This window comes from Paraburkholderia sp. RL17-373-BIF-A, assembly GCF_046030175.1.
In the GTDB taxonomy this organism is placed as follows: domain Bacteria; phylum Pseudomonadota; class Gammaproteobacteria; order Burkholderiales; family Burkholderiaceae; genus Paraburkholderia.
Genome location: NZ_JARESO010000017.1, coordinates 21350 through 38986 on the forward strand (window position 1 = coordinate 21350; position 17637 = coordinate 38986).

Annotated in this window: 12 protein-coding genes; 4 read left to right on the forward strand and 8 right to left on the reverse strand. The window is 63.6% G+C overall.

Annotated features, from left to right (window positions below; genetic code table 11):
* Positions 1–68: 68 nt before the first annotated feature.
* The 4 genes from P0D80_RS21515 to nirB form a co-directional block, all read right to left on the reverse strand.
* Positions 69–1436, reverse strand: coding sequence for an MFS transporter (locus tag P0D80_RS21515; protein WP_408286618.1), 1368 nt, complete (start codon positions 1434–1436; stop codon positions 69–71).
* Between the two features lie 199 nt (positions 1437–1635).
* Complete coding sequence (locus tag P0D80_RS21520; protein WP_408286619.1) at positions 1636–5832, reverse strand: bifunctional nitrate reductase/sulfite reductase flavoprotein subunit alpha; 4197 nt, start codon at positions 5830–5832, stop codon at positions 1636–1638.
* Positions 5833–5875: 43 nt separating this feature from the next.
* Positions 5876–6229, reverse strand: coding sequence for a nitrite reductase small subunit NirD (gene nirD / locus P0D80_RS21525; protein ID WP_408175409.1), 354 nt, complete (start codon positions 6227–6229; stop codon positions 5876–5878).
* Between the two features lie 32 nt (positions 6230–6261).
* Positions 6262–8802 carry a nitrite reductase large subunit NirB gene (gene nirB / locus P0D80_RS21530; protein WP_408286621.1) on the reverse strand — a complete coding sequence of 847 codons (2541 nt, stop codon included), beginning with the start codon at positions 8800–8802 and terminating at the stop codon, positions 6262–6264.
* A gap of 702 nt (positions 8803–9504) precedes the next feature.
* Here nirB and cobA point away from each other — a divergent pair.
* On the forward strand, positions 9505–10320 hold the full coding sequence (cobA, locus tag P0D80_RS21535; protein WP_408286623.1) for a uroporphyrinogen-III C-methyltransferase: 816 nt from the start codon (positions 9505–9507) through the stop codon (positions 10318–10320).
* Positions 10321–10353: 33 nt separating this feature from the next.
* Here the strand turns inward: cobA and P0D80_RS21540 are convergent, their stop codons facing one another.
* A complete protein-coding gene (locus P0D80_RS21540) occupies positions 10354–11562 on the reverse strand; it encodes a GAF domain-containing sensor histidine kinase (RefSeq protein ID WP_408286625.1) in 1209 nt (402 codons plus the stop codon).
* A gap of 117 nt (positions 11563–11679) precedes the next feature.
* Between P0D80_RS21540 and P0D80_RS21545 the strand changes: the two genes are divergently transcribed.
* Complete coding sequence (locus P0D80_RS21545; protein WP_132374635.1) at positions 11680–12060, forward strand: response regulator; 381 nt, start codon at positions 11680–11682, stop codon at positions 12058–12060.
* 94 nt (positions 12061–12154) lie between these two features.
* Here P0D80_RS21545 and P0D80_RS21550 read toward each other — a convergent pair whose 3' ends face one another.
* The gene (locus P0D80_RS21550; protein ID WP_408286627.1) at positions 12155–13036 is read right to left on the reverse strand and encodes an MOSC domain-containing protein; all 882 of its coding nucleotides are present in this window, start codon (positions 13034–13036) and stop codon (positions 12155–12157) included.
* A 343-nt stretch (positions 13037–13379) separates the two neighbouring features.
* Between P0D80_RS21550 and P0D80_RS21555 the strand changes: the two genes are divergently transcribed.
* The gene (locus P0D80_RS21555) at positions 13380–13784 is read left to right on the forward strand and encodes a heme-binding protein (protein WP_132374637.1); all 405 of its coding nucleotides are present in this window, start codon (positions 13380–13382) and stop codon (positions 13782–13784) included.
* Between the two features lie 117 nt (positions 13785–13901).
* Positions 13902–16076, forward strand: coding sequence for a malate synthase G (locus P0D80_RS21560; RefSeq protein ID WP_408286629.1), 2175 nt, complete (start codon positions 13902–13904; stop codon positions 16074–16076).
* 145 nt (positions 16077–16221) lie between these two features.
* Here the strand turns inward: P0D80_RS21560 and galU are convergent, their stop codons facing one another.
* Together galU and P0D80_RS21570 are read right to left on the reverse strand one after the other, a co-directional pair.
* The gene (galU, locus tag P0D80_RS21565) at positions 16222–17139 is read right to left on the reverse strand and encodes a UTP--glucose-1-phosphate uridylyltransferase GalU (RefSeq protein WP_132374639.1); all 918 of its coding nucleotides are present in this window, start codon (positions 17137–17139) and stop codon (positions 16222–16224) included.
* A 306-nt stretch (positions 17140–17445) separates the two neighbouring features.
* Positions 17446–17589 carry a hypothetical protein gene (locus P0D80_RS21570; protein ID WP_165923841.1) on the reverse strand — a complete coding sequence of 48 codons (144 nt, stop codon included), beginning with the start codon at positions 17587–17589 and terminating at the stop codon, positions 17446–17448.
* Positions 17590–17637 lie beyond the last annotated feature (48 nt).

Genomic DNA, 17637 nt, shown 5'->3' on the forward strand with positions numbered 1-17637 from the left:
CCCGTCGCGCGATCCGCGCCTCCACTCAGCGTGGAGGCGCGGATCGCTCGCGTTACTGCGTTACTGCATTACTCCGTCGCGTGCGCGTGCATCACACCGGAGTGCATCGACCACGCCATCCACGGACGGCGCAGCGCGACGATCGCGACGAACGCGCATGCCGCCAGCGCGCCGAACGTCGCAAAGCCCATCTGATAGCTGCCCGTGCTTTCCTTCGCGATACCCATCACGACCGGCAGATAGAATCCGCCGATACCGCCCGCGGCGCCGACGATGCCCGACATCAAGCCCGTGCGGCCCGCCCAGCGATGCGGCACCAGCTGGAAGGTCGCGCCGTTGCCGAGACCGAAGGCCACATACAGGCACAGCAGCAGCGTGATGCCACCGGCCATCGCCGGCATGGCCGCGGCGAACACGAAGTCGCACAGCGAGATGATGGCGAGCAGGAAGGTCAGCGCGCGCACCCCAGACACCTTGTCGGCGATCAGGCCGCCGAGCGGACGCACCATTGCGCCGGTCGCGGCGAGCAATGCCATGAAGAGGCCCGCGTCGATCTTCGAGAGCTGATAGAGGTTGGTCAGGAGCAGCGACACATACGAGGACATGCCGACGAAACCGCCGAACGTAATGCTGTACACCAGCATGATCGCCCACGTGTCACGCTCGGCCAGCACCGCGCGATAGCGCTTGGGCAACACCGCGATCGCGAGCAATGCGCCGATCACCGGCAACAGCAGCACACCCGTCTTGCCGGAGCCGAACATGCCGGCTTCGACCAGCAGCACCAGCACGATCAATCCGACCAGCGTCACCGCGAAGCTGCCGAATGCGCGCAGCACGCTGCCGGTTTTCACGCCGGAATCGTTGGCCCAGAAATACAGCGTGATCGCGGCAATCGCGAGCAACGGCAGTGCGCCGCCGGCCGCCATCTGCCAGCCGTAGTGCGTGGCCAGTTGCGGGAACAGGAAGCCGTCGAGCACCGCGCCGATATTGCCGGCCGCGGCGAGACCCAACACGAGGCCCTGCACCTTCGGCGGATAGTTGCTGCCCGCCATCGGCAGCGCCACGGCGAAACTGGCACCGCCGACGCCGAGAAATACGCCGAGCACCAGCAGCACCGTGTACGACGGCACGGACGGCATCAACGGCAACACGATCGTCGGCAGCGCCGACAGCAGCACGCCCATCAGCGCAATGCGCTTGCCGTGCGCGGATTGATACAGGTTGCCGAGCGTCACGCGCAGAATCGCGGCCGAGAGCACCGGCACCGCGACCAGCAAACCTTGTTGTGCGGGCGTCATCGCGATGCTCTTGCTGATGAATGGCGCGAGCGGTCCATACAGGACCCAGACGGTAAAGCCAGTGTCGAAATAGAGGAAACACGCCACTAGCGCGCGCCAGTCCCCACTCTTTAGGGAGCTCATCACGTTTTTCATCAGATATCCTCACAAAACTGATTTTTCGCTATCCGGCAGATCGCGCTATGCGCCACGCACCGGAATGATCACGATGTTGAAAACCGGCATGAACATGCAACCTCCATGCCATGTGGCTCCGTCTTTTGAAGCTGTACTGCGTACTCTTTGAAACCTTGAAGCGGCGAGCGTGTTCGTCGCGCTGACAACCCCGCGGCCATCAATAAACGTCGCGTGCGTAGCGCTTTTCCTGCGCGAGACGGTTCACGTAGTCGAGGGCTTTTTCATCGCTCATGCAGCCGTGCCGCGCCACCACCTCCTTGAGCGCCGCGTCGACATCCTTCGCCATCCGGTTGGCGTCGCCGCATACGTAGAAATGCGCACCGTCTTCGAGCCATGACCACAATTGCGCACCCTGCTCGCGCATACGGTCCTGCACATAGACCTTGTCCGCCTGATCGCGCGAGAACGCGACATCGAGCCGGTTCAGCACGCCGCTGTCGCGCATCGATTCGAGTTCGTCGCGATAGTAGAAATCCGAGGCAGCGTGCTGCTCGCCGAAGAAGAGCCAGTTGCGCCCCGTGTCGCCGCGTGCACGCCGCTCGTGCAGAAAGCCGCGAAACGGTGCAACGCCGGTGCCGGGACCGACCATGATCATCGGCGTGTCCGAACCATGAGGAGGACGAAAGTGTGCGGACTTCTGCACGAACACGGGCACGTTGACATCGCCCGCACGGTCGGCGAGAAACGTCGACGACACGCCTTTGCGATGACGCCGGCCATTGCTGTAGCGCACCGCGGCAACGGTCAGATGAACTTCGCCCGCGTGCGCCTTCGGGCTTGACGCAATCGAATACAGACGCGGCTGCAAACGCTTGAGCAGGCCGGTCAATTCGGCTGCCGTGAGGCTCACTGGAAATTCATGCAAAACGTCGGCGATCTGCTGGCCCCACAACCATTGCTTGAGATCGGCTTTGCGCTCGGGCGACAGCAGATCCCGCAGCGCCCCGTTGTTGCTGCGCGCGGCGACGAACGCGAGCAGATCCGGATTCGGGCGCGCGATCTCGTAGTGCTTGCCGAGTGCATCGGCAAGACGCATCTCGCCGACGCCTGACACGTTCACCGCGGCATCCGCGTTCACGCCGCTCAGCGCGATCAATTCGTCGACCAGTTCCGGGCAGTTGCTCGGCCATACGCCGAGCGCATCGCCTGCTTCGTATTCGAGTCCCGAATCGCGCGTGCTCAGCGAAAAGTAGCGCGTGTCTTTCGCCGCGCCCGGCTTGTTCAGGCGCAGATTGCTAACGAGCCGCGACGCGGCCGGCCGCGTTTTGGTCGGCACCGTGCCCGGCACCACCGCGTTGATCATGCCGCCCGGCGGCACGGCATACAGCGCGGCATCCTCTTCCTTGATACGCACGATGATGCGTTCGAGCCACGCGTCCGCGCTCTCCTGATACTCGCCATCGCAATCGACGCGCTCCATCAAACGCAGCGCGCCCCGCTCGGCGAGCCGCTCATCGAGGCGGCGGCCGTGGCCGCAGAACTGGTCGTAGTTGCGATCGCCCAGAGCGAGCACCGCGAAGCGCACGCCGTCGAGCCGCGGCGCGCTTTCGCCGCTCAATTGCGTCCATAGACTTTGTGCGTTGTCGGGTGGATCGCCGTCGCCGAAGGTGCTCGTCATCAGCAACACGTATTGGGCTTTGGCAAGCGTCGAAGCTTGATAGTCCGCCATGCACGACGTGCGGATTTCAAAGCCCGACTCCATTAGCCGCGTGGCATAGGCTTCGGTCAGCGACTCGGTGTTGCCGGTTTGCGAGGCCCACAGTAACGTGACCTTCGGCCGCGCTCGCACGATGCGCACACCGGATGCGTGCGAAGCTTCGGCATGCGACGCCGCAAGTGCAATGGCGGGCGTAGTCGCGCTGCGGCTATAGAGACCGGCCAACAAACCATCCACGTAAAGACGCCTCGTCGTATCGAACGGCGCGTTGCCCGGCAGAACCGGCGTGCGGTCGATGCCTTGCGCTTCCGCCGAGCGCAGTCCGCTCACGAAGCCGGCCAGATAGACACGCTCCTGATCGGTGAACGAAGGCGCGGGTGTCGACGGCAACTGCAACAGGCTGGTGAGTGCATCGATACGGGGCATATCCAGATCCTCGGCGCTTGCCGATACGGTGTTGGCCGGCGCCACGCTCGCGGCAACCGCAACGGATGCATCGGTCAACAATGCATCGTCGTCATTCAGGAAAGGCTCGACGCGCTCGGGCGCCACCGGGCTCAGCGCGACCGCGCAGAACTTGAGTTCGGGCTGCTGCGAGACCGGGTCGATGGCGTCGCTCGTCACCGCGTTGATGCACAGGTCGTCGCCGAATACGTCGTTCCAGTGCATCGGCGCAAAACAGTTGCCCGCGCTCACGCGTTCAGTCACGACAGCCGGCAACACCGCGCGGCCCCGGCGCGAACGAATCTCCACCGGATCTTTTGCCTTGATGCCGAGCGTGGCGGCATCTTCGGGATGGATCTCAACGAACGGGCCCGGGTTCAGCTTGTTGAGCATCGCGACCTTGCCGGTCTTGGTCATCGTGTGCCATTGATGCTGCAAGCGGCCCGTATTCAGCACGATCGGGAATTCACGATCCGGCAGTTCAGCCGGCGCCGCGTAGGCGCGCGCGAAGAACACCGCCTTGCCGCTCGCCGTTGGAAACACGAAGCGCGGACGGCTGCCGTCCGGCCGTTCCTTGAGCGTCTGACTCACGCCGTCGTTGATATAGCGAACCGGATTGCGATCGGCAGCATCATCCGATGCAAGCGGCCATTGCAACGGCGTTTCTTTCAGGCGGCGATGGCTCGCGCCGCGCAGGTCGTAGCCGGTCTTCGGATTCGACGCGCGGGTGATTTCCGCAAACACTTCCTCGGCGCTCGCATAAGTAAAGGCATCGGCAAAACCCATTTCACACGCGACGCGCGCGATGATCTGCCAATCCGGCAACGCGGCGCCCGGCGGCTCGATGCCCTTTTGCATCAGCGTGAGATTGCGCTCGGAGTTGATCATCACGCCTTCGGCCTCGGCCCACAGCGCGCCAGGAAGAAGCACGTCGGCGTAGCGGTTGGTCTCGGTATCGAGGAACGCATCCTGCGCGATCACGAGTTGCGCCGCGCTCAATCCGTCGATCGCGTTCTGACGATTCGCCACGCTCGCCACCGGATTGGTGCAGATGATCCAGCACGCCTTGATCTCACCCGCCGCCATGCGCGCGAACATATCGATCGTGCCGTTGCCGACCTGCGGCTTGAGCGAGCCCGTCGGAATGCGCCACAGGTCTTCGATAAACGCGCGGTCTTCTTCGACCAGCACCGAACGCTGCCCCGGCAAGCCCGCCCCCATGTAACCCATCTCGCGGCCGCCCATCGCATTGGGCTGGCCCGTCAGCGAAAACGGGCCGCTGCCGCGCCGGCAAATCTTGCCCGTCGCCAGATGCAGGTTGCAGATCGCGTTGGTGTGCCACGTGCCGTGCGTGCTTTGATTCAGACCCATGGTCCAGCAACTGATCCACTCTTTGGCGCTGCCAATCATGCGCGCGGCCTCGCGGATATCCTCGACGGCGAGGCCGGTGATCCGCGCGACGTGCTCCGGCGTGTAGTCGGCGAGAAACGCTGGCATCGCGTCCCAGCCTTCGGTCGCCTCGGCGATGAATGCGGCATCCGTATGGCCGTTTTCGTGCAGCAGATGCAGCAGGCCGTTGAGCAACGCGAGATCGGTGCCCGGCTTGATCTGCATGAAGAGATCGGCCTTCTCCGCGGTCGTATTGCGGCGCGGATCGACGACGATCAGCTTGGCGCCGGCCTTCACGCGATCCATCATGCGCAGGAACAGAATCGGATGACAGTCGGCCATATTCGCGCCGATCACGAAGAACAGGTCGGCGTGGTCGATGTCTTCGTACGATCCCGGCGGGCCGTCCGCGCCGAGCGACAGCTTGTAGCCGCTGCCCGCGCTCGCCATGCACAGGCGCGAATTCGATTCGATGTTATTGGTGCCGACAAAGCCCTTGGCGAGCTTGTTGACGAGGTACTGCGCTTCGATCGACATCTGACCGGAGACGTAGAACGACAGCGCGTCCGGCCCGTGCTCATCGAGCAGGCCGCGCAAACGCGCCGCCGTGGTGCTGATCGCCTGCGCCATCGGCAGCGGCGCCGGGTCCTGGCCGCGCGCGTGACGCACGAATGCGTCTTCGAGACGTCCCGACTTGCGCAACGCGACATGCGCCGACTGCCCTTTCGTGCACAGCCGTCCGAAGTTGGCCGGATGCTCCTTGTCGCCGGAGATTTTCACGACCTGGCCGTCCTCGACGTGCAGCACCATGCCGCAGCCAACGCCGCAGTAAGGGCACACGGTTTTTACGCTAGTGGAGGACATGGCGGGCAAAGTCGTTCGAAAAGGTTTCAGACAAATCAGCGGCTCAAACCGCGACCCACACCTGGCCGTCTTCCACGCGCGCGGCGAACGCACCGACGGAATGCGCCGGTGTTTCGAGGCACTCGCCAGTGCGCAGATCGAAGTGATGCTTGTAGATCGGCGAGGCCACCACGATCCGCTCGCCGAGGCTGCCGATCAATCCGCGCGAGAGCACCGCCGCCTGCGAGCCCGGATCGAAGTTCTCGATCGCGTACACGATGCTGTCCGCGTCGCCCTTGTTCACGTGAAAAACCGCGACCTGTTCGCCGTTGACGAGCGCGCAAACACCCGTGTTGGGCGCGATGTCGTCGAGCGGGCAAACCGGCGTCCAGGAGCGTGGCAGGCGATCGTTGTTCATGACGGAAGTCCTCGGTGAATGGTGCGGTTCAATCAAACGGTTTCAACGACAACAGGAATCGCGGCGAGCTTCGAGCGCCGCTCGGCGAGCGTGGCCGGCCGGATCTGGCCGCGCTCCTCGACGAAGGCGACGTTGCTGTCCGACTCGCCGCTGTTGACGAAATGGCGGAAGCGCTTGCGCGTTTCGGGATCGGTGACGGCCTTCTTCCATTCGCATTCGTAGGTGTCGACCACGTGCTGCATCTCCGACTCGAGTTCGCCGGCCACGCAAAGCCGATCGTTGACGACCACGTCGATCAGATAGTCGAGGCCGCCTTCGAGGTTCTCGCGCCACACGCTGGTGCGTTGCAGACGGTCGGCGGTGCGCACGTAGAACATCAGGAAACGGTCGATGTAGCGCACCAGCGTCTCCTTATCGAGGTCCGACGCGAGCAGTTCGGCGTGGCGCGGTTTCATGCCGCCGTTGCCGCATACATAGAGATTCCAGCCCTTCTCGGTCGCGATGATGCCGACGTCCTTGCCCTGCGCTTCCGCGCATTCGCGGGTGCAGCCCGACACGCCGAATTTGATCTTGTGTGGGGTACGCAGGCCCTTGTAGCGGTTCTCGATCTCGACCGCGAGACCCACCGAATCGCCGACGCCATAGCGGCACCACGTCGAGCCGACACACGACTTCACCGTGCGCAGCGACTTGCCATAGGCGTGGCCGGATTCGAAACCGGCGGCGATCAGTTCTTCCCAGATGAGCGGCAATTGCTCGACGCGCGCACCGAACAGATCGACGCGCTGACCGCCGGTGATCTTCGTGTAGAGGCCGTATTTCTTGGCGACCTGGCCGACCGCGATCAAGCCGTCGGGCGTGACTTCGCCGCCCGCCATGCGCGGCACGACCGAATAGGTGCCGTCACGCTGAATGTTGGCGAGGTAATAGTCGTTGGTGTCCTGCAGCGAGGCATGCTCCTTCTTCAGCACGAACTCGTTCCAGCACGACGCTAGAACGCTCGCCACCACCGGCTTGCAGATATCGCAGCCGAGACCGTGACCGTGCTTCGCGAGCAATTCGCCGAAGCTGCGCACGCCTTCCACGCGCACGATGTGATACAGATCCTGGCGCGAGTACGCGAAGTGTTCGCAGACGTGATTGGTGACCGCGAGCCCCTGCTTCTTCATCTCGGCCTTCATCACCTGCGTGACGAGCGGCACGCAACCGCCGCACGACGTGCCGGCGCTGGTCGCGCACTTGAGCGCGCCGATGTCGGTGGCGCCCGCGCACACGGCGGCGCACAGGTCGGCCTTCGAGACGTTGTTGCACGAGCAGATCTGCGCGGAAGCGGGTAAGGCATCGACGCCGAGCGCGGGCTTCGCATTGCCGTCCGCTTGCGGCAGAATCAGGAATTCAGGCGATGCCGGCAATTCGATGCGGTTCAGCATCATTTGCAACAGCGTGCCGTATTCGCCGGCGTCGCCCACCATGACGCCGCCGAGCAGATATTTGCCGCACTCGGACACCACCAGCTTCTTGTAGACCTGCTTGCGTTCGTCGCTGAACTGATAGGCGCGGCTGCCCGGCGTGTTGCCGTGCGCGTCGCCGATGCTCGCCACGTCCACGCCCATCAGCTTGAGCTTGGTGCTCATGTCGGCGCCGGCGAATTCGGCCGTATCACCGAGCAATTGCTTCGCCACCGTGCGGGCCATGTCGTATCCCGGCGCCACGAGGCCGAATAGTTGGCCGTTCCACAGTGCGCATTCGCCGATCGCATAGACGTGCGGATCGCTGGTGCGGCACGCGTTGTCGATCACGATGCCGCCGCGCGGGCCGAGCGCCAGGCCGCTGTCGCGAGCCAGATCGTCACGCGGACGGATGCCCGCGGAGAACACGATCATGTCGGTGTCGAGGTGGCTGCCGTCCGCGAATTGCATGCGGTGCGTGCCCGCTTCGCCGTCGACGATCGCCGTGGTGTTCTTCTGCGTGTGCACCGTTACGCCCAGTTCTTCGATCTTGGTGCGCAGCACGCGGCCGCCGCCATCGTCCACCTGTACGGCCATCAGACGCGGCGCGAATTCGACCACGTGCGTTTGCAGACCCATGTCGCGCAGCGCCTTCGCGCATTCGAGACCGAGCAGTCCGCCGCCGACCACCGTGCCTGTCTTCGAACGCGCGCCGCATTCGCGCATCGCTTCGAGGTCGTCGATGGTTCGGTACACGAAGCAATCGGCGCGCTCACGGCCTTGCACCGGCGGCACGAACGGATAGGAGCCGGTCGCGAAGACCAGCTTGTCGTAAGCCAACGTTTCGCCCGTCGATACCGTCACGGTGCGCGCATCGCGATCGATCGCCACGGCCTTCGCGTTCAGCTTGAGCAATACGTTCTGGCGTTCGAAGAAACCCGGCTCGACCAGCGACAGATCGTCCGCCGTCTTGCCCGCGAAAAACTCGGACAGGTGCACGCGGTCGTAGGCCGGACGCGATTCTTCGCACAACACCGTGATGTCGAGGCCGTGCGCGGCGTCTTGTGCGAGGCACTCGATCAGTTTGTGACCGACCATCCCGTGACCGATAACGATGATTTTCATGACCGCGGTTTCCTCAATGTGCTGGGTTGCGAGCGACGCCGTATGGCATGGGGCGAAAACGAATTCCGGAAATAAAAAACGGCGTCCCGCGAACCCAGTCGATGACTGAATTCGGGGGACGCCGTTGTCCTGACCTGTCCTGCAGCGAGTACTTTGTGTTAACTCGCGCCGGATCCACGTTGATCCGATGGCAAGGCTTAATGCAAAGCCTGTGCCAGTTGCGTGAAATGCTCGCAAAGAGGCCGTGGCGCGGGGCTTTGCGGCCCATGGCACAGCTGCGCGGCGCAGCGCACGCGCGACGCGTTTTGATGCAGCGAGGCACATGGATGGTGCGACGCAGCACCCCGCACGTGCGAGGTGCGGGCCCGCGAACGGTGCGTGGCGCGACTGTTGGAGGCGTTATTCGCGAGGTGTGGCAAGGCGTGAAGCGCACTTCGTTGATGGATGGCGTAGTCCTTGCGTAAGCCGTGGCGAGTTCATGGCGGCAACGCGGCCGCCATGACATGTCGCACACACCGATGCAGACGAAACACAACGCTGTGTTTCGCCGCGCTTGAAGCGAAACACCGGCACACCAGGCATTAAACAGACAACGGCGTCCCCTCGTGACCATCACGAGCGGACGCCGTTTTTTATTTGGCGCCGGCGAAACAGCGATCGCCGGCCGACACAGAAGCGAAGGACACCGTGATAGATACCGCGATGAACACGAATACCGGCAAGGTCACCTTATTGAGCGCCGGCCCCGGCGAGCTCGATCTGCTCACGCTGAAGGCCGCCAAAGCGCTGGCCGCCGCCGATGTCGTGCTGCTCGACGACCTCGCGAATCCCGAGATCGTGACGCTGGCGCCACAAGCACGCGTGATTCGTGTGGGCAAGCGCGGCGGCTGCCGGTCAACGCCGCAAGCGTTTATCGAACGCCTGATGCAGCGCTATGCGCTCAAGGGCTTGCACGTGGTGCGGGTGAAAGGCGGCGAAGCGCTGCTGTTCGGACGCGCGGGCGAAGAGCTCGCGGTCTTGCGCGGCGCCGGCATTCCGGTGGAGATCGTCAACGGCATCTCGTCGGGGTTCGCGGCCGCCGCGGGGCTCGGCATCTCACTCACGCATCGCCGCCATTGCCACGGCGTGAGCTTCGTCACCGCGCACACGGAAGATCACGGCGAGCCGGACTGGGCCGCCTTGGCCGCGACGCGGACCACATTGGCAATCTATATGGGGATGCGGCGCATCGACAGCATCGCGACGGCATTGCTCGCGAGTCTGCCGGCCGATACGCCCGCAGCCGTCGTGCAATGGGCCGGTGGCAGCAACGAACGGCGTCTCGTGAGCCGCCTCGATCGGCTCGCCGCGGATGCGACGCGCGCGGGCTTCGGCAGCCCGGCGGTGATTCTGGTGGGCAGCGCGATCGGCGAGAGCGTCGAGCATGCGTGGGCGAGAGACAACGCATGGCGCGACGAATCTGCTGCGATGCAGGCGGACGTGCAGAACGCGCGAGAGGCAATCGCACAGGCCGCCTGACGAGCCGTCTGCGCGCTTCTCAACCGATCAAGCTCAAACGCCGGTCGGCAGTCTTGCGACGAAGCACGTGCCCTCTTGCGCGGACGATCTGACTTCGAGCGTGCCGCCATGCGCGCTCACGATCTGCTTGCAGATATAGAGGCCGAGTCCGAGGCCGCCGCCGGGCTTGCTGGTCGCCGGACGCCAGTAGGGTTCGAAGACCTTGCTCAAGCTCTCCGGTGCAATCGCGTTGCCGCCGTTCAGGACGCTCAGCACGAGTTCATCGTCTTCGATGCGTGCCCGCACCCGCACCGGAAACTCCGCCGCGCCATGCGTCACCGCGTTGCCGAGCAGGTTCGAAAGCAACTGCTGCACACGGGTGCGGTCGCAGCGCACGCGCGCGGAGATGGCGAGATCGTCGGCGAGCAGCCGATCCGGATTGGCCTCGCGCACTTCGGCGACGACCACCCGCAGCGCCATCGCCAGATCGTCGACGTCGTCAATCGACACGCCGATGCCCGAACCGAGCCGGCCACGCGCGAAATCCATCACGTCGTCGATCAGGCGAGCCATGCGCAAGGTGGTGGACTTCAGGCGCTGGCCGATCTTCACGAGATCGGGCTCGTTCTTGCGCAACGACAGCAGTTCGGCTGTCGCGCTCACCGCCGACAAGGGATTGCGCAGGTCGTGCCCCAGCACGGCGATGAACTGCTCGCGCAGACTGGAGTTTTCCCGCTCATGGCGCAGCGCGGCCTCAGTGGCCTGGTGGCGGCCTTCGTTGGCAAGCTGGATCGCGATCAGGTCGGCAAATACCTCGAACATGCGCAAGGTGCGCGGATTCGAAACCTCGGCGGGATTCGGGTCGATCGCGCAGAGATTACCGAAATAGCTGCCGTCGGGAAGAATGATCGGCACGGAAATATAACTGCCCAGCTTGTAGATTTGCGCCGTGTGATGGCCGTGATAAACCGGATCCGTGTGGAAATTGTCGATGACGATCGAGGCCCGCGCGGCGCGCGACTCGAAACACAGCGTGGTGTGCAGGTCCAGATCGCCGCCCGCCGCCAGACCGAAGTTCACTTCGTCCTGCACCGCGCACGCCGTCCAGCGCTGCTCCGTGACGCGGGCCACCGCGGCAAAGCCCATGCCGGTGTTCTTGCAGATCATGCGCAGGATGGAAGGCACGGCATCGATACGCTGAACCGCTTCGATATCGCGCGCGATGTCGGCGTCTTCGGCGTTGCCGATCGGTAAATTATTCATAAGAAGCGGAACTGCGCACCCTTGCCGATCTGGCCTGGAAAAAACACTTTATCGAGTATCGATTCTATCGGGACTTCAAATTGCTCACTATCAGGAACACAACCTGAGGGAAATCAGATGGCCCATCACCCAGCCGCACGCCTTCTGATCGCTGACGACGACGCGAACCTGCTGGCCGCTTACGTACTCTACTTCAGCGCGCATGGTTTCGAAGTCCGGACCGCGCGCAACGGCCTCGACGCGCTGGCTCAATATTGCGCATGGCATCCACAGGCCGCGCTGCTGGACGTCGAAATGCCGCGTCTGGACGGGCGCGCGGTGGCGCGGCGAATCCGCTACGTGGGCGATGTCCCTGCGCCCACGCTGGTCGCGGTCAGCGGGCTCGAGCGCGCCGAGGAAAAGAGCGAATCGCTGCGCTCGGGCTTCAACCATCACTTCGTCAAGCCGGTGCCGATGCCGGTGATTCTCGCGGCGTTGACCGGGCGTGTCCGGCATTAGCCGGTGTTGTCCAGGCAGGTGCCCTGGCTTTGCGCGCAGTTCCCGTGCCCGAGGTTTAACCGAGTTTTAACCGCGTTTTACCCCGTCACCGCCCTCAATCGCCGAAGCCCAATTCCGCTTCTACCGCCTGCCCCACGCGCAGCCACGTCCCGGCCCCGCTCGCGACGAGCGCATTGTTGCCGAACGTAATCGCCCCGTTTCGCTGCGGATTCGCGCGGTAGACGCTCATCGTATCGGTCGGCTCGTTCGGCCATTCCGGATCGGGCGCGCCTTTCGCCTGGTCGATGGTCGGCATCGGGCAGCGCGAGCACGGTTTGACCAGTTGCAACTGCACGCCCGCGCCCGTGTCCCCGTCTCCGTCGACGCTCAGCGTCTCCACATAGTCCTCTTCGTACGCATCGAGCCCCGTCAGCACCACGTTGGGACGGAACCGGTCGATCGGAATCGACGGCGCGCCCTTGCCGTTCAGGCGCGTGTTCAGATCGTCGAGCGACGCCTGGCCGATCACCAGCAGCGGAAAACCATCGGCGAAATGGGTGGTCGCGCCGCCCACGCTCCCCGTGTAGTCCGGATCGACAATGCGCTCGCGTTCGGGATTGAAGCGCAAGAGCCGCGCGGGCACGCCGAGAAACGTCGAGAACCACGCGGCACACGCCTCGCCGGTGTCGAGCCCGTAAGCGGCGTCGCGCCAGACCTTGGTCTCTACCGCGTGCGGCGTCTCGAGCCGCGCGCTTTCCAGCGGCGTGCGCAACTCGCTCATGCCGGGCGCGCGGATCATGAGGTCCTCGGCGCCGATTTCGGCCTTGATCAGCGCCATGCGCGGATACGCGCGCTGCGTGAGCATGGCGCCGGCCGGGTCGGTGACCATCCAGCAGCGGTCGTATTCGAGGCCGGTGGCAAAGAGGCGTGCCTCAGGCAGCGCAATGCCCGCGCAGGATTTGATCGGATAGACGAATAGCTCGCTGATGGTCGGCATGGCGTGGGTATGCACGTGGGGAGCGTGCGCATTCTTGTGTTTGATGCCTGATTGTAAAGCCCTCCGCGCTCATCGTTCCAGCCGGAATGTCGGCCAAACGAGCCGCCAAAGACCGCCCGGGGCGATGCCGTCGTTTCTTCCGGCCGCGCTTGGACGTAAAATCCCCAAGCAAAGCGCTCGGGCAATGACAAGGCCGGCGCCGCGGCATCCGCGCACAATGTGGATCCTGGAAGGCTGCGTGCAATCCGCGCTGTCACCGAACATCAACGCGGCCGCACTCCCGCGCGCCACTGGATAGAACGTGTAGAAGCATCCTTACCATAACCAAACCAGGAAATTCATTATGCTGAGCAAACCCGTGTTGACCGTCGCCGAAACGACCCGCATTCTCGAAGCCGCCCGCGCGGAAGCCGAGAAACACCAGTGGGCCGTCGCCATCGTGGTGGTCGACGATGGCGGCCATCAGCTCGGCATGCTGCGTCTGGACGGCAGCGCGCCGGCCAGCTCGTACATCGCGACCGAAAAGGCGCGCACGTCGGCGATCGGCCGCCGTGAAACCAAGGTATACGAAGACATGATCAACAACGGCCGCACCGCTTTCCTGAGCGCGCCGCTGCAAGGCACGCTGGAAGGCGGCGTGCCGGTGATCGTCGACGGCCAGGTGGTCGGCGCGGTCGGCGTGTCGGGCGTCAAGTCGGATCAGGACGCGCAGATCGCCAAGGCGGGTATTCAGGCCATCGCCGCTTGAGTTTGCGGGTGGTTCGCAAACCGACCAAAGCGGCCGCCATGAAACAATCAAGCTAACCGTTGCACAACGCGGGCCGATGCCCCCTCATCGGCCCCATTCAGATAGATGGAGCAGTCGATGACTCAGATGAACACGCGCGGCGGACTGCAAGTCGCCGCCAACCTCGACCAGTTCGTCGAAACCGAAGCCCTGCCCGGCACCGGAATCGACAGCGCCGCATTCTGGTCAGGTTTCGACGCCCTCGTGCACGAGCTGGCGCCCAAGAACCGTGCGTTGCTCGCCGAGCGCGACCGCCTGCAAACCGAACTGGACAAGTGGCATCGCGCCAATCCGGGTCCGGTGCGCGATCTGCGAGCGTACCGTGCGTTTCTCGAAGGCATCGGCTATATCGTGCCCGTGCCTGCCAGCGTCAAAGCCACGACCGACAACGTGGACACCGAAATCGCCGAACAGGCCGGCCCGCAACTCGTGGTGCCGCTGTCGAATCAGCGCTATGCGCTGAACGCGGCGAACGCGCGCTGGGGCAGCCTGTACGACGCGCTGTACGGTACCGACGCGATCCCCGAGACGGGCGGCGCGGAAAAGCAGAAGGCTTTCAATCCGGTGCGCGGCGCCGCGGTGATCGCCTATGCCCGCAAATTCCTCGACCAGGCCGCGCCGCTCGCGAACGGCTCGCATGCCGACGCCACGCGCTATAGCGTCGAGGGCGGCAAGCTGATCGTCACGCTGAAGAACGGCACGAGCGAGCTGAAGACGCCGGCGCAATTCATCGGCTATCAGGGCGAGGAAAGCGCGCCGTCCGCCGTGCTGCTCAAGCACAACGGCCTGCACTTCGAAATCCAGATCGATGCGAGCGATTCGATCGGCAAGACCGATTCGGCGCATGTGAAGGACGTGGTGGTCGAAGCGGCGGTGAGCACGATCATCGACTGTGAAGACTCGGTCGCGGCCGTGGATGCGGACGACAAGGTCCTGCTCTACCGCAACTGGCTTGGCCTGATGACCGGCGACCTGACCGAAGAGGTCACGAAGAACGGCAAGACCTTCACGCGCCGGCTGAACGCCGACCGCGTGTACACCGCCGCGAACGGCACCGCGCCGGTCGTGCTGCATGGCCGCTCGCTGCTGTTCATTCGCAACGTGGGTCATTTGATGACCAATCCGGCGGTGCTGACCAAAGACGGCCACGAGATTCCGGAAGGCATTCTCGACGCGGTCATCACCACGCTGTGCGCGTTGCACGACCGCAAGCACCAGTTGAATTCGCGCACCGGCTCGATCTATATCGTCAAGCCGAAGATGCACGGGCCGGCCGAAGTCGCCTTCGCGAGCGAGCTGTTCGCGCGCGTGGAAGACCTGCTGAAGCTGCCGCGCAACACGATCAAGATGGGCATCATGGACGAGGAGCGCCGCACCAGCGTGAACCTGCTCGCCTGTATCGCCGAAGCGTCGGAGCGTGTCGCGTTCATCAACACGGGTTTCCTCGACCGCACCGGCGACGAAATGCACTCGGCCATGGAGGCCGGTCCGATGATGCGCAAGGGCGACATGAAGTCGAGCGCCTGGATCGCCGCTTATGAGCGCAGCAACGTGCTGGTCGGTTTGAGCGCGGGCCTGCGCGGCCGCTCGCAGATCGGCAAGGGCATGTGGGCGATGCCCGATCTGATGCACGCCATGCTCGAACAGAAGATCGCGCATCCGAAGGCCGGTGCGAACACTGCATGGGTGCCCTCGCCGACCGCCGCCACGCTGCATGCGCTGCATTACCATCAAGTCGACGTGCAAAAGGTTCAGCGGGAACTGGAACGCACGGAATACGCGACGGCGCGCGACGAACTGCTCGACGGCTTGCTGACGATTCCGGTCGTCGCCGAGGCGAAGTGGAGCGACGACGAGATCCGCAGTGAGATCGACAACAACGCGCAGGGCATCCTTGGCTACGTGGTGCGCTGGATCGATCAGGGCGTAGGCTGCTCGAAGGTGCCGGACATTCACAACGTCGGCCTGATGGAAGATCGGGCTACGTTGCGCATTTCGAGTCAGCACATCGCCAACTGGCTGTATCACGGTGTGGTGACGCGCGAGCTCGTCGAAGAGACGTTCAAGCGTATGGCGAAGGTGGTGGATGAGCAGAATGCCGGCGACCCCCTCTACAAACCGATGGCCCCGGGCTTCGATACGATCGCCTTCAAGGCCGCGCAGGCGCTGGTGTTCGAAGGACGTCAGCAGCCGAGCGGTTACACGGAACCGCTGCTGCATAAGTTCCGGCTGGAAGTGAAGAAGGAAGTTTGACAGCGGGTTTGCCGGGCCGCGCGCGATGCGCGGGTCGGGTGAAAAAAAGACGGGCGCCGCGTGGTTTGCGGCGCCCGTTTTAATGCGCGCGGTGCTGCTGCGCGTTACCTCTGCGTGGTGAGTTCGCAGCGACTAGTGACGCCGCTTAAGCCGCTTCCGCCGCATACTGCGCCGGCACGCCGTCCTGCATATTGGTCTGCATATATGCCTGCAGATAGGCCTCGAATTCCGCCTTCACTTCCGGATGGCGCAGCGCGAATTCCACCGTCGCCTTCAGATAACCAAGCTTGCTGCCGCAATCGAAGCGCGTGCCGAAATAACGATACGCGAGCACCTGCTCCTCGGTCAGCAGCGATTGCACCGCGTCGGTCAATTGCAGTTCGCCACCCGCGCCCGGCTTCAACGCGCGGATATGCTTGAAGATGGTCGGCATCAGCACATAACGGCCCACCACGCCGAGATTCGATGGCGCCTTGTCCGGTGCCGGCTTCTCGACGATGCCCGACAGCTTGATCACGTTGTCTTCCCACTCGCGGCCATCCACCACGCCGTACGAGCGGCTGTCTTCGCGCGCGATGGTTTCCACGCCGATCACCGAGCTGTGATAGTGATTGAACGTATCGACGAGCTGGCTCATCACCGGCTTCGAGCTGTGCAGCAGGTCGTCGGCCAGAATCACGGCGAACGGGCTCTCGCCCACCAGTTTCTCCGCGCACAGCACCGCGTGGCCGAGGCCGAGCGCTTCGGCCTGACGCACATAGAAACAGTCGACGTTGGCCGGCTTGATGCTGCGCACCAGATCGAGCAGCTTCTGTTTGTTACGCGCCTCGAGTTCGGCTTCGATCTCGTAGGACTTGTCGAAGTGATCCTCGATGGCGCGCTTGCTGCGGCCCGTCACGAAGATCATCTCGGTGATGCCGGCGGCAATCGCTTCTTCGACCGCGTATTGAATCAGCGGCTTGTCGACGATCGGCAGCATTTCCTTAGGACTTGCTTTGGTTGCCGGCAGGAATCGTGTCCCGAGGCCCGCTACGGGAAACACGGCTTTGGTGACTTTCAGCATGGTAGGCATTCCCACATCGGTTAGAAATTGGTGTGTTCGCGGGCCTGGCGGCCAATCGATGTCGCCGGAAAGACTAGCAAAAAATGACGCCAGTCCGTATGTGAAATTTCCTCAATTGGAATAAATAAATCTATTCTTCGTCAATATGCCGCATCGTGACAAACGACGGGCAACAATTACGCATTGAAATCGATTTATTTTCCGGCAATTCCGAAAATTTTACATATCCTGACAACTGGCCTTCAGATGCGCCAGGCGCGCCTGCGGATGGATCACGGGCGCGCCTCGCGGCTCTTCAGGCCCGCGTTATTCGTTCTCGTCGAGCTGCGGCAGCTTGCCCGGATTCATCCGAAAACGGCGGATGGGCTCGTTGCGCAGCGCCTCCCGATAGGCGGAGGCAGCGACAAGGATCAGCAGCACGGCAATGCCGGCGAGTAAATGCAGGTTCATGACTTCACCTCGGGTCAAGAGAATCCGTGGCTTAAAGTAGCACGACAA